This is a genomic window from Pseudomonas sp. BF-R-30, assembly GCF_019956175.1.
GTDB lineage: Bacteria > Pseudomonadota > Gammaproteobacteria > Pseudomonadales > Pseudomonadaceae > Aquipseudomonas > Aquipseudomonas jessenii.
Map to the genome: position 1 here is coordinate 205,683 of NZ_JAHBDE010000076.1, position 12,978 is coordinate 218,660.

Sequence of the window (12,978 nt, forward strand, 5' to 3'; positions counted from 1 at the left end):
GGGAGCGGGCTTGCTCGCGAAAGCGGTGGGTCAGGCAACATTGATGTTGAATGTGCCGGCCTCTTCGCGAGCAAGCCCGCTCCCACACTGGACCGCGTCCACCGGAATATTGATGGGAACTGCAATAAGCAGCGTTCCGAACCGAATTTGTTAGCACAGGGAGCCTCCCATGCAGCACGAAGCACATACCCACGGCATCAACATGTCGGCGCTGGGTCGCGACAAACAGAGCCTGAACCTCGAGCAGGAAACCGTAGCCATCGAAGTGCCGGGCCTGAGCCTGTTCTACGGCGAAAAACAAGCGCTGTACGACGTCAGCATGAACATCCCGAAACAGCGCGTGACCGCCTTCATCGGCCCGTCCGGCTGTGGCAAGTCCACGCTGCTGCGTACCTTCAACCGTATGAACGACCTGGTTGACGGCTGCCGCGTTGAAGGCGAGATCAACCTGTACGGCAACAACATCTATCGCAAGGGCGAAGACGTGGCCGAGCTGCGTCGTCGCGTCGGCATGGTGTTCCAGAAGCCGAACCCTTTCCCGAAAACCATCTACGAAAACGTGGTTTACGGCCTGCGCATCCAGGGCATCAACAAGAAGCGCGTCCTCGACGAAGCCGTCGAGTGGGCGTTGAAAGGCGCGGCACTGTGGGACGAGGTCAAGGACCGTCTGCACGAGTCGGCACTGGGTCTGTCCGGTGGTCAGCAGCAACGTCTGGTGATCGCCCGCACCATTGCTGTGGAACCGGAAGTACTGTTGCTCGACGAACCGTGCTCGGCACTCGACCCGATCTCCACGCTGAAAGTCGAAGAGCTGATCTACGAACTGAAATCCAAGTTCACCATCGTGATCGTGACCCACAACATGCAACAGGCCGCGCGGGTGTCCGACTACACCGCGTTCATGTACATGGGCAAGCTGGTCGAGTTTGGCGACACCGATACCCTGTTCACCAATCCGGCGAAGAAGCAGACCGAAGACTACATCACTGGTCGGTATGGCTAGTTGAGGCCGCCGCGAGCTACAAGCTGCATGCGGCAAGAAAGAAGCGGTGCGATTCCAGGACTTGTACATAACTGCTTGAAGCTTGCAGCTTGAAGCTTGCAACTTTCGCGGAGCGAAAAAGATGATTAGTAAAGAAGGCCTTACCCACCACATTTCCGCGCAATTCAACGCCGAGCTTGAAGAGGTGCGCAGCCACCTCCTGGCCATGGGCGGGCTGGTGGAAAAGCAAGTCAACGACGCGGTGACCGCGCTGATCGAGGCCGACTCCGGCCTGGCCCAGCAGGTGCGCGAGATCGACGACCAGATCAACCAGATGGAACGCAACATCGACGAAGAATGCCTGCGCATTCTGGCCCGTCGTCAGCCGGCTGCGTCCGACCTGCGCCTGATCATCAGCATTTCCAAATCGGTGATCGACCTGGAGCGCATCGGTGACGAAGCGACCAAGATCGCCCGTCGTGCCATCCAGCTGTGCGAAGAAGGCGAAGCGCCGCGCGGTTACGTCGAAGTGCGTCACATCGGCGACCAGGTGCGCAACATGGTCCGCGATGCACTGGACGCCTTTGCCCGTTTCGACGCCGAACTGGCCTTGTCGGTGGCGCAGTACGACAAGATCATCGACCGCGAATACAAGACTGCCCTGCGTGAGCTGGCTACCTACATGATGGAAGATCCGCGTTCCATTTCGCGGGTTCTGAGCATTATCTGGGTGCTGCGTTCGCTGGAGCGTATCGGCGACCACGCGCGCAATATCTCGGAGCTGGTGATCTACCTGGTACGCGGCACCGACGTGCGGCACCTGGGTCTCAAGCGCATGAAAGAAGAAGTCGAAGGAACAACCGGCGAAAGCGCTAATGTTCCGGGCAAAACTGACGATAAGTAAGGTTGCCCAAGTAAAGCGCCCGGCCTTTTGGCCGGGCGTTTTTGTTTGAGCTTCACGAATTCGAAAAGCAGCACCCCGCGAACGAAAAGTCCGGCGTGACTGAAGGTTTTTGGCAATGTGCCATCAGCAAGGCGGTATGCTGGCCGGGATTTTTTAAAGGGGTTTTGGATGAGTAAGGTCAATGTGTTGGTCGTGGACGACGCGTCGTTCATTCGTGACCTGGTCAAGAAGTGCCTGCGCAACTATTTCCCGGGCATGCGGATTGAAGACGCGATCAATGGCAGAAAGGCCCAGGCCATGCTGGCCAAGGAAGCCTTCGACCTGGTCCTGTGCGACTGGGAAATGCCGGAAATGTCCGGCCTGGAACTGCTGACCTGGTGCCGCGAGCAAGACACCCTCAAAACAATGCCCTTCGTGATGGTCACCAGCCGTGGCGACAAGGAGAACGTTGTCCAGGCGATCCAGGCCGGAGTTTCCGGTTACGTCAGCAAACCGTTCACCAACGAGCAACTGATCACCAAGGTCAAGCAGGCGCTGCACAAGGTCGGCAAACTCGACGCCTTGATCAACGTAGCCGCAACCAAAACCAGCCCTGCCTTCGGTAACGACTCCCTTGCCGCCTTGACCGCTGGCAAGGCACCCGTAGCGACACCAACGGCCGCACCCGCACCGTCCAAAGGCTTGCTCAACAGTCCACCGGTCAAGACGCCTGCGACCTCCTCGGCACCCACCAGTGGCCGTGGCCAGGGTCAACTGCGTTTGCCGAACGGCATCGCGCAATGTGTGATCAAGGCCTTGAGCCTCAAGGAAGCCCTGTTGGTGGTCAAACGCACCGAGACCCTGCCGCAGATCCTCGACAGCGCCGTGCTGGATCTTGAGCAGGGCGACAACGCCGAAATCGCCCGCCTCAACGGTTACCTGCACGCCGTCGTGGCCCACGAACCGAAGCCCGACAGCGACTGGCTGCAACTGACCTTCCGTTTTGTCGACCAGGATGCGCAGAAGCTCGATTACATCTCCCGCCTGATTGCACGGGGTACGGCGCAGAAGCACTTTATTCCTGGCGCTTGATATAGGGCCGCCTGACAGTCCGCTTTCGCGAGCAGGCTCGCTTCCACATTTGTAATGCGTTCTCTTGTGGGAGCGAGCTTGCTCCGGGCGGCGATCCGACGATGGGGTCATCACTTTTACCGCACATCTGCTGAACACCTTTTCTGAAACATCTGCCGGCTACCCGGGTCCATTGCAGCTGCTAGGCTCAATCCCAGATCTCACTCGACAGAATCCTTGCTCATGTTCACGCGCCTGCTGTTTTTATGTGGCTTGTTCATGGTCGCCACCTCGGCCGTGGCCATGACCATCTACAAGTCCAAGGACGCCTATGGCGTGGTTTCCTACAGCGACCGCCCCAGCAAAGGCGCCCATGTGTTCGTTTTTCGCGATGGCATGGTCGAGCACCTTGAGCGTCAGGTGCGCCTCATCATCATGAAGAAGAACGGCGTGCACAGCGTGTACGTGCGCAATGACCTGTATGCGCCAGTAGAAGTCGAATTGAGTTTTGCCGGGGTGAAGAACGCCAGCGGCGTGCCGGGCGGGACGATTCGGCGGGTGATACCGCTACGCAGCAGCGTTCGTCTGGCGCGGCTCACGGCGACTAAAGGCGGGAGGCCCCTCGCATACGTCCCGAAGTTCAAATACTCCCTGGGCGACCCCTCTGGGCCCACGGTGGGCTATCGGTACCCGTTGCCCTGGCGTGGTGGACCATTCCGGATCAGTCAGGGCGCCAATGGCCCCTACAGCCACTTCGGGCCCAAGAGCCGATATGCCATAGACATCGCAATGCCTGAGGGCACGCCGATCATTGCCGCGCGAGGCGGGGTGGTGGTGAAAACCGAGAACAGGCAGAGCGGGCGCGGCACCGACGCTTCCGGCAATTTCGTGCGGGTGCTGCACGATGACGGGACCATGGGTGTTTACCTGCACCTCAAGAAAGGTTCGGTCTGCGTTCGGGAAGGTCAGCGAGTAACGGTAGGTAGTGCGTTGGCGTTGTCCGGCAACACCGGCAACAGTACCGGGCCGCACTTGCACTTTGTGGTGCAGCGCAATACCGGGCTGGGGCTGGTCTCGATTCCGTACCAGTTCAACCAGCCGGTGGGTGCGCTGCCCAACTTTGCGTTGGGCGGGAAGTGAAGTTTTCGGTGATCAACTGTGGCGAGGGGGCTTGTCGGAACGCCGCACTGCCCCGTTCGGCTGCGCAGCAGTCGTAAACCCAACTGCGCGGTATATGGATAATCGAGCTGACTGAATTCAGGGCCGCTTCGCAGCCCAACGGGGGCAAGCCCCCTCGCCACAAAAGGCCCTTCAGCCGCAGATCAATCCAGCATCAACACCTTGGCCAGAACGATCTTCGGCCCTTTCATCTTCTTGATGATGATCCGCAGGCCTTCGACTTCCAGCACTTCTTCCTCTTCCGGAACGCGCTTGAGGCTCTCATAGACCAGCCCGGCAAGGGTTTCGGCTTCGACGTGGTCGAGGTCGATGCCCAGCAACCTTTCAACCTTGAAAAGTGGCGTATCGCCCCGCACCAGCAGCTTGCCCGGCTGATACGCGAGGATCCCGCGTTCGGCCTTGCGGTGTTCGTCCTGGATGTCGCCGACCAGCACTTCCAGCACGTCTTCCATGGTCAGGTAGCCGATGATGTTGCCGTCGGCCTCTTCGACCACGGCGAAGTGCGAGCCGCCCTTGCGGAACTGCTCCAGCAACTGCGACAGCGGCATGTGCCGCGACACGCGCTCCAGCGGGCGGGTCAGTTCGGCCAGGTTGAACGACTCGGGAATGTGGTCCAGCGCCGCCAGTTCCAGCAGCAGATCCTTGATGTGCAGCAGGCCGACGAACTCCTGGCGCTCGCTGTCGTACACCGGGTAGCGGCTGAACTTGTGGCGACGGAACATCGCCAGGATCTGCTTGAGTGGTGCGTTGAACTCCAGGGTCACCAGATCTTCGCGGGAGTTGGCCCAGTCGACCACTTCCAGTTCACCCATTTCCACTGCCGAGGCCAGCACGCGCATGCCTTGGTCGCTCGGGTCCTGGCCACGGCTGGAGTGCAGGATCAGTTTCAGTTCTTCCCGGCTGTAGTGGTGCTCGTGATGCGGGCCGGGTTCACCTTGCCCCGCAATGCGCAGGATAGTGTTGGCGCTGGCGTTGAGCAGGTAGATGGCCGGGTACATGGCCCAATAGAACAGGTACAGCGGCACGGCGGTCCACAGCGACAGCAACTCGGGTTTGCGGATGGCCCAGGATTTGGGGGCCAGTTCGCCGACCACGATGTGCAGGTACGAAATGATGAAGAAGGCGGTGAAGAACGAGATGCCTTTGACCACTTCGGCCGACTCGACGCCGACTGCGCTCAACACCGGCTCAAGAATGTGGGCAAACGCGGGTTCACCGACCCAACCCAGGCCCAGGGACGCGAGGGTGATACCCAATTGGCAAGCCGACAGGTAAGCATCGAGCTGACTGTGCACGGTGCGCAGGATGTGCCCGCGCCAGCCGTTTTTGTCAGCGATGGCCTCGACCCGGGTCGAGCGCAATTTGACCATGGCGAATTCCGCCGCAACGAAAAATCCGTTGAGCAAAACCAGGATCAGAGCAAAAAGAATCATGCCGAAGTCGGCGAAAATTGTAGCGAGGGTCAAGCCAGGGGAAGGGTCCATGATGGAGTTTTGCGGGTTCCGTATATTCGAGAGGGAAGTAAAAAACCGCGCCTGAAAGGCAGGCACAAGTCAGCCAATGTAGCGGCTGACCGGCCCGTTGCCTAGTGGCGCGTGCTGGCCGGTATCAGTCAGCGGTGCTGATAACCCGAGATTTGGTGACCTGGGCCGGGGCAAAGTGGCAGGTAAAGGTACTGCCGTGGCCCGGCACGCTGCTGATTTCCATGCGTGCCCGATGTCGTAACAAGACGTGTTTGACGATCGCCAGCCCCAGGCCGGTGCCCCCGGTGTTGGAGTTGCGGCTGGAGTCGACGCGATAGAAGCGTTCGGTCAGGCGCGGCAGATGTTTGGCATCGATGCCGATCCCGGAATCCTGCACGCTCAGGTGCGCCCCTTGGTCATCGCCCCACCAGCGAATGCGGATATTGCCTTCGGCCGGGGTGTACTTCACCGCGTTGAACACCAGGTTGGAAAACGCGCTGCGCAACTCCGCTTCGCTGCCCTTGAGCAGAATCGTCGGGTCGGCTTCCAGGGTGATTTTCTGGTTTTTCTGGCCAGACAACTGCTGCGCGTCACTCTTGATCGATTGCAGCAAGCCGTCGATCGGTACCGGCTGGTTGTCCGACGGATAATCGGTGGCTTCCAGCTTGGCCAGCAACAACAGGTCGTTGAGCAGGGTCTGCATGCGTCCGCCTTGTTGCTGCATCTGCTGCAAGGCACGACCCCAGCGCGGGTTCACCTCGTCGACGTTATCGAGCAAGGTTTCCAGGTAACCGCAGATCACCGTCAACGGCGTGCGCAGTTCATGGGAAACGTTGGCGATGAAGTCTTTGCGCATTTGCTCAAGCTGATGGATGCGCGTCACATCGCGCACCAGCATCAAGTGCTCGTTGTTGCCGTAACGGGTGATGTACAGCTGGATTCGTACACGGTCGTTGGTCGGCGAAGGGATTTCCAGCGGCTCAGCGTAGCTGTCTTGCTCGAAGTATTCCTTGAAGCGCGGATGACGCACCAGGTTGGTCACCGGTTGGCCGCTGTCCTGTGGCGTCTTGAGGCCCAACAGGGTTTCGGCGGCGCGGTTCCACCATTCCAGGTTGCCGTCGGTGTCGAGCATGATCACCGCGTCTTTCAGCGCGGCGGTGGACTCCTGAACCCGGTCGATCACCGCTTGCAGGCGCCCGCGTACCCGTTGGTCGCGGCGTTGCAGGTGGTAGATGCTGTCGAACACCTCGCCCCACAGGCCGTAGCCGTCGGGTGGTGCTTCATCGGGTTTGTGCAGGCGCAGCCACTCGTGCAGACGCAGCAATTGCTTGAGGGTCCAGGCCAGGTAAAGACCCAGGCCTGCGGCGAGGCTCCAGCCGTAATAGCCGGTGATCAGGCCGATCACCAGGCAGGCGGTGACCAGCAGCAGCATGTGGCGAATCAGGGTGCCATGCCAGTTTTGGTTCACTTGACGCGCGTCCTTGTCAGCTTGTCGGGCGGTAAAGGTCCGGGTCAGGCTTTGGTAGAAAAGCGGTAACCGGTGCCGCGCACGGTTTGTACCAGATTTTCGTAAGCATCGCCGAGGGCTTTGCGCAGGCGACGAATGTGCACGTCGACGGTACGCTCTTCAACGTAGACGTTGCCGCCCCAGACCTGATCCAGCAACTGGCCACGCGTGTAGGCGCGCTCCTGGTGGGTCATGAAAAATTGCAGCAGGCGGTATTCGGTCGGGCCCATCTCGGCAGGACGGCCGTCGATGGTCACGCGGTGGCTGATCGGGTCCAGCAGCAGGCCGCCGACTTCGATTGGCGCCTCGCCATCGGTCGGGCCGGCACGGCGCAGCACGGCCTTCAGGCGCGCTACCAGCTCACGGGGGGAAAACGGCTTGGTGATGTAGTCGTCGGCGCCGACTTCCAGGCCCTGGATCTTGTTGTCCTCTTCACCTTTGGCGGTGAGCATGATGATCGGGATGTCCCCGGTCAATTCATCACGCTTGAGACGACGGGCCAGCTCGATGCCGGACGTGCCGGGCAGCATCCAGTCGAGCAGGATCAGGTCCGGTTTGCGGTCGACGATAATGGCGTGGGCCTGCTGGGAGTTTTCAGCCTCCAGGCAGTCATAGCCGGCCATTTCCAACGCAACGGCGATCATTTCGCGAATAGGCGCTTCGTCGTCGACGATCAGAATGCTCCTGCCAACCATGCCCTTAATCCTCTTGTCATTTAACTGTCTTGCGCCGCATTAGATAACGGAATTATTGCAGTCGTGTGACAGTATTTTAGTCGGTCGGCGATTGGCTGGATCCTGGGCTAAGCTTTAAGTCCGAATCCTGACAACCACAAAAGGAAGGTTTCCATGAAGCAAATCTCGCAATCCTTCAAGGCTCTGCTACTGGTTGCGGCGTTTTCCTTGCCGACCATGGCCTTCGCAGCTGAGCCGGCGATGATGAAAGACGGCATGATGGTCGACCATAAGGGCATGACCTTGTACACGTTCGACAAGGACACTGGCGGCACGTCGGTATGCACCGGTGAGTGCGCAAAACACTGGCCGCCGCTCAAGGCTGAAGCGGGTGCCAAGGCTGAAGGTAAATGGACAGTCGTCCAGCGTGACGATGGCACGATGCAATGGGCCTACGACGGCAAGCCGCTGTACTACTACGACGACGACAAGAAACCCGGAGACAAGACGGGCGACATGAAGAACAAGGTCTGGCACGTCCTCCAAGGGCCGAAGATGTAAGACATCTCATGTAGGAGCGAGCTTGCTCGCGATGAGCGTGAACGATTATGCGGGCCGTCTGGATAACCGCGTCGTCTTCAAATTCATCGCGAGCGGGCTCGCCCCTACACACGATATGGCGTTAACGCACTGCGTAATCCAAAACAATCCCCACAAAAATCGCCAACCCTGCCCAATGGTTGTGTAAAAACGCCTTGAAGCAACGCATGCGGTCCCTGTCGCGGGTGTACCAGAACTCCCAGGCAAAGCAGCCCGCGGCCGCCAGTAATCCAAGGTGGAACCAGCCACCGAGGTCGAACTTCGAACCCGCCAGCAACAGGCAACCCAGCGCCAGCCCTTGCAGGGTCAGGACGATCGCCCGGTCCGCGTCGCCGAACAGAATCGCCGTGGATTTCACGCCGATCTTCAGGTCGTCATCGCGGTCGGTCATCGCGTAATACGTGTCGTAACCCACGGTCCACATCAGGTTGGCGATCCACAGCAGCCATGCGACAGCCGGCAATTCACCGGTTTCTGCGGTGAACGCCATCGGCATCCCCCACGAAAATGCAGCGCCCAGCACCACTTGCGGGTAATAGGTGTAGCGCTTCATGAATGGGTAACTGAACGCCAGTGCCAGGCCGCCCAACGACAACCAAATGGTCGCGGCATTGGTGCACAGCACCAGCAGGAAACTCACGCCCATCAGCAGTGCGAAGAATACCAGTGCCTCTTTGGAGCTGATCTTGCCGCTCACCAGCGGCCGCTGCTCGGTACGCTTCACATGACCATCGACCTTGCGGTCCGCCCAGTCGTTGATCACGCAGCCGCCAGCGCGAGTCAGTACCACGCCAAGGACGAAAATCACAATGTTGGCCAGGGAGGGCGAACCCTTGCCGGCAATCCATAGCGCCCACAGCGTAGGCCAGAGCAGCAGGTAAATGCCGATCGGCTTGTCCATGCGGGTCAGCTGAATGAAATCCCAGGCCCGAGGGTTCAAGCGGTTCAAGGACTTGAGCAGGCTTTGGTACATCAACGGTTCTCCGATTGGGCGCAGGCGGCGTCCCACAGGGAAGGCAGGAAAATTTCGGCCACCAAAACGCTCAAGGCGCCGCGGTCGAAGCGCGAGCGGCGGCCCCACAGTCCAGGCGATTGCACCTCGGCGGGCAGCCACGCTTGCGGATAATGGCAAACCTCGATGGCCCGGCGCTGGAAGGCCTGATCGCAAAACAGCAATTCGCCCAGCGAGCGGCTGCCCAGTTCGTCCATGTGCAAGCCGTCGCCTTGCAATGCACTGCGTGACGCCACGCTGCGCGCAAACACCCACGCCTGGCCATGACCACGCAAATACACCTCGCGGACCCAGCCCTCACTGCCATCGGCCAGGTCCAGTGCTGCGCATTCGTCGGCACGCAGGGGCTGCCAGCCTTCGAACATCGGCGAGACGCTGAAGGCGTCATTCGACAGATGAATCAGACGTCTGGTCAGCGAGCCTTCGTCGAACAGCCAGTCGAGGGTGGAGGCATCGGGGAGGGGCGCCAGTTCGCTGCGCGAGAGCCAGAGAGGAGCTGGAGAGGGGGATTCTGTGTGATGCACAATGAGTCATTATTGGCAGCAAATGAGGCGGCGAGCTTAACATGTCAGCCGCCGATATCGATTGAAATGGCCTGCCGTTGCGCCGAACAGGCTTGCATCCGATGGCTCCGATCAGTACAAAACGCGCTGAGTTGGACGGCAGTGCTACAACCATCGACCGTCCGGCCGGCAAAACGCCTGAACCCTGAGGAAGTACCTGATGAAAAAGTGGCAATGTATCGTCTGCGGCCTGATCTACAACGAAGCCGACGGTTGGCCGGATGACGGCATTGCGCCGGGCACCCGTTGGGAAGACGTCCCGGCAGACTGGCTGTGCCCGGACTGCGGTGTGGGCAAAATGGATTTTGAAATGATCGAAATCGCTGCCTGAATAATTGAGGAGTAAGGAATGAACGCACCTGTCGTAATCATTGGCACCGGCCTGGCTGGCTACAACGTGGCCCGCGAGTTTCGCAAACTCGATAGCGAAACCCCGCTGCTGCTGATTACCGCCGATGACGGGCGCTCCTACTCCAAGCCGATGCTCTCCACCGGCTTCGGCAAAAACAAGGATGCCGACGGCCTGAGCATGGCCGAACCCGGCGCCATGGCCGAACAGCTCAAGGCTGAAATACGCACCCACACGCGCATCAGCGGCATCGACCCGGGCCACAAGCGCTTGTGGATCGGTGAAGAAGCGGTGATCTACCGCGACCTGATCCTGGCCTGGGGCGCCGAAACCGTGCGTGTACCCATTGAAGGCGACGCGGCGGACTGCGTGTTCCCGATCAACGACCTGGAAGACTACGCACGCTTCCGTGCGGCGGCGGCTGGCAAGCGCCGCGTGCTGCTGCTCGGCGCCGGCCTGATCGGCTGCGAGTTCGCCAACGACCTGACCCTGGGTGGCTACGAAGTGCAGCTGGTTGCGCCGTGCGAACAGGTCATGCCGACCCTTTTGCACCCGGCCGCCGCCGCTGCGGTGCAGGCAGGCCTCGAAAGCCTTGGCGCTCGCTTCCACCTCGGGCCGGTGCTCAACCGCCTGCAGTGCGTGGCTGACGGCCTGGAAGCGCACCTGTCCGATGGCCAGGTGATCCCGTGCGACGTGGTGGTCTCGGCCATTGGCCTGCGACCGCGCGTCGACCTGGCGGCTGCGGCCGGTCTGCAGGTCAACCGCGGCATCATGGTCGACCGGCACCTGAAGACTTCCCACGCCAACATCTACGCCCTGGGCGACTGCGCCGAGGTCGACGGGCTGAACCTGCTGTACGTGATGCCCCTGATGAGCTGTGCGCGAGCGCTGGCGCAAACCCTGGCCGGCAACCCGACCGCCGTCACCTATGGCCCGATGCCGATCACCGTCAAGACCCCGGTCTGCCCGTTGGTGGTGTCCCCGCCGCCACGGGGCGCAGAGGGCATCTGGACAGTCGAAGGGCAGGGCGCCGACATCAAGGTTTTATGCCGCGATGCCGCGGGCAAGCTGCTCGGTTACGCCCTCACCGGTGCCGCCGTGATGGAAAAACTGGCCCTGAACAAAGAGCTTCCGGCCCTGTTGGCATAAATACCGGTCGTTCTGTCGGAATCACCCCCCTTTTGCCCTAACAATGGCCGCGCCGATACTGGCGCGGGGCCTCACTGCGTGCCATCCTCACTCCCGTCTGCCGCAGAGTAGAGCACCTGCGGCGCTTTGGGCGCTGCTCCATAGAGAGCAGCACGGACATAACAACAACAAACCGTCAAAGGGGCTTCACTCACATGCGTAAACCAGACCTCGCTGCAGCCATTGCTGAAAAAGCAGACCTCACCAAAGAACAAGCCAACCGCGTTCTCAACGCCGTTCTTGAAGAAATCACCGGTGCCCTGCACCGCAAAGACAGCGTGACGCTGGTGGGCTTCGGCACCTTCCTGCAACGCCATCGCGGTGCCCGCACCGGCAAAAACCCGCAAACCGGTGAACCCGTCAAAATCAAGGCCAGCAACACCGTTGCTTTCAAGCCTGGGAAATCGTTGAAAGACAGCGTTAATCCGTAATCCGTTTTCACCTCCCGCGTAGCGGGGGAGTGGAATAAAAAATGGGCACGCCAACCAGGGTTGGGTGCCCATTTTTTGTGGGTGACGAATCAGCCGAGCCCGCTTTGTTGCTTGGCGAGAATCGCCGCCATTTCCGGCTCATCCAGATGATCCAGTGCCCGCTCTACCAGCAAATGCGCCCCCTCAGCCACGCGACTGATCGCCAGGGCTACTGAGCGGCGTGAGCCGTCTACATCATCGGCCAGGTCAGCGGCGATGGCGCTGATGGACAGCAGATCTTCCGAGGCGTTGGCCAGGAGTGCTTCGGTGTTGATGTCCGGGCAGACGCTGAAGAGTTGGCCGCTGCGTTTCGTTGGTGTTTGTTTTGGTGGGGCGAGATAGTGATCTAGAGCGCGTTCGGCGGCTTCGTGGAGTTTTTTGGAATCGAGGGATTCGTAAGGTGATGCAGCCGGATCTTCTGGCGGATTAGGTGTTGGCTTAGTCATTGGTATATCCCGATATGTGTAGGTGAGGGACTGGCACCGTTTCGCTTGCATTCGAATGTGGTGGCAGCCGTACGCAGGTGTGCAAGACCGGGCATATCGGACCCCGGCAGACCCCAAAGGGACCTCCCACGCACAGCCGCCATATAGCGATCCAAAAAGCTTGTTTATGCTCAAAGGATTGCGAGGCAGTTGCGCGGCGATATGTACCGGACTTGCACGTCCGTGTCACCGTTTTTTGCGGTGGCTGGCAGAGGTTGGCGGTGGGTGTGGAGGGTGCCTAGTTCATGGAGGGCTCGGCATTTCGAAGGAAATGTCTGAGAAGGTTGAGGGGATTAAGGGCGAAGTCGCACTTTCCTTAAACACCCATCGCTGGGAATCAAATCGAGTTCGACCGTCATGCTCCGTATTCTTGATCGACAATGAACTTCACACTGCTGCAGTGATATAAACAGGCAGCAATCGGCCCAGAGTGTGTAAAAACGCATTAGGGCCTTGTCGGCGCGAAGAGCCGACGGCTGTTCGCTGAGTGAGTCCGCTTAAGGCACCATAGTTGATCAATATCGCATCGGTGCCCTTCAGCAAGGTTCTACA

The 12,978-nt window shown here is 59.9% G+C and carries 14 protein-coding genes; 8 read left to right on the top strand and 6 right to left on the bottom strand.

Features of this window, described 5'->3' with window-relative positions; translation table 11 throughout:
• Positions 1–169: 169 nt before the first annotated feature.
• From pstB to KGB20_RS28945, 4 genes are all read left to right on the top strand, one after another.
• Entirely contained in the window at positions 170–1,003 is an 834-nt protein-coding gene (pstB, locus tag KGB20_RS28930) for a phosphate ABC transporter ATP-binding protein PstB (protein WP_007971742.1), read from the top strand.
• Positions 1,004–1,124: 121 nt separating this feature from the next.
• Complete coding sequence (gene phoU, locus KGB20_RS28935) at positions 1,125–1,886, top strand: phosphate signaling complex protein PhoU (RefSeq protein WP_057712724.1); 762 nt, start codon at positions 1,125–1,127, stop codon at positions 1,884–1,886.
• Between the two features lie 168 nt (positions 1,887–2,054).
• Positions 2,055–2,957, top strand: coding sequence for a response regulator (locus tag KGB20_RS28940; protein WP_154909776.1), 903 nt, complete (start codon positions 2,055–2,057; stop codon positions 2,955–2,957).
• A gap of 222 nt (positions 2,958–3,179) precedes the next feature.
• Positions 3,180–4,076: a peptidoglycan DD-metalloendopeptidase family protein gene (locus KGB20_RS28945; protein WP_090452177.1), complete on the top strand. Its 897-nt coding sequence runs from the start codon at positions 3,180–3,182 to the stop codon at positions 4,074–4,076.
• Positions 4,077–4,258: 182 nt separating this feature from the next.
• Here KGB20_RS28945 and KGB20_RS28950 read toward each other — a convergent pair whose 3' ends face one another.
• The 3 genes from KGB20_RS28950 to phoB all read right to left on the bottom strand — a co-directional run bounded on the left by KGB20_RS28950 (position 4,259) and on the right by phoB (position 7,780).
• Positions 4,259–5,599 carry a hemolysin family protein gene (locus KGB20_RS28950; RefSeq protein WP_007975205.1) on the bottom strand — a complete coding sequence of 447 codons (1,341 nt, stop codon included), beginning with the start codon at positions 5,597–5,599 and terminating at the stop codon, positions 4,259–4,261.
• 124 nt (positions 5,600–5,723) lie between these two features.
• Positions 5,724–7,010: a phosphate regulon sensor histidine kinase PhoR gene (gene phoR, locus KGB20_RS28955; protein ID WP_259674430.1), complete on the bottom strand. Its 1,287-nt coding sequence runs from the start codon at positions 7,008–7,010 to the stop codon at positions 5,724–5,726.
• A gap of 80 nt (positions 7,011–7,090) precedes the next feature.
• On the bottom strand, positions 7,091–7,780 hold the full coding sequence (gene phoB / locus KGB20_RS28960) for a phosphate regulon transcriptional regulator PhoB (RefSeq protein ID WP_003229608.1): 690 nt from the start codon (positions 7,778–7,780) through the stop codon (positions 7,091–7,093).
• 153 nt (positions 7,781–7,933) lie between these two features.
• Here phoB and KGB20_RS28965 point away from each other — a divergent pair, with 153 nt between their 5' ends.
• Positions 7,934–8,320 (top strand): hypothetical protein, encoded by a 387-nt coding sequence (locus tag KGB20_RS28965; protein ID WP_090452175.1) that lies wholly within the window; start codon positions 7,934–7,936, stop codon positions 8,318–8,320.
• Between the two features lie 121 nt (positions 8,321–8,441).
• On the opposite strand, the gene ubiA is transcribed toward KGB20_RS28965, so the two are convergent.
• Positions 8,442–9,332, bottom strand: coding sequence for a 4-hydroxybenzoate octaprenyltransferase (gene ubiA, locus KGB20_RS28970; RefSeq protein WP_154909778.1), 891 nt, complete (start codon positions 9,330–9,332; stop codon positions 8,442–8,444).
• Positions 9,332–9,895: a chorismate--pyruvate lyase family protein gene (locus KGB20_RS28975; RefSeq protein ID WP_057712730.1), complete on the bottom strand. Its 564-nt coding sequence runs from the start codon at positions 9,893–9,895 to the stop codon at positions 9,332–9,334. The genes ubiA and KGB20_RS28975 overlap by 1 nt, the downstream gene beginning before the upstream one ends.
• Before the next feature lie 199 nt (positions 9,896–10,094).
• Between KGB20_RS28975 and KGB20_RS28980 the strand changes: the two genes are divergently transcribed.
• The 3 genes from KGB20_RS28980 (at position 10,095) to KGB20_RS28990 (ending at position 11,902) form a co-directional block, all read left to right on the top strand.
• Entirely contained in the window at positions 10,095–10,265 is a 171-nt protein-coding gene (locus KGB20_RS28980) for a rubredoxin (RefSeq protein WP_007995385.1), read from the top strand.
• Between the two features lie 18 nt (positions 10,266–10,283).
• On the top strand, positions 10,284–11,432 hold the full coding sequence (locus tag KGB20_RS28985; protein WP_154909780.1) for an NAD(P)/FAD-dependent oxidoreductase: 1,149 nt from the start codon (positions 10,284–10,286) through the stop codon (positions 11,430–11,432).
• 194 nt (positions 11,433–11,626) lie between these two features.
• The gene (locus KGB20_RS28990) at positions 11,627–11,902 is read left to right on the top strand and encodes an HU family DNA-binding protein (RefSeq protein ID WP_003195589.1); all 276 of its coding nucleotides are present in this window, start codon (positions 11,627–11,629) and stop codon (positions 11,900–11,902) included.
• 89 nt (positions 11,903–11,991) lie between these two features.
• Here the strand turns inward: KGB20_RS28990 and KGB20_RS28995 are convergent, their stop codons facing one another.
• The gene (locus tag KGB20_RS28995) at positions 11,992–12,387 is read right to left on the bottom strand and encodes a DUF6124 family protein (protein ID WP_102669410.1); all 396 of its coding nucleotides are present in this window, start codon (positions 12,385–12,387) and stop codon (positions 11,992–11,994) included.
• Positions 12,388–12,978 lie beyond the last annotated feature (591 nt).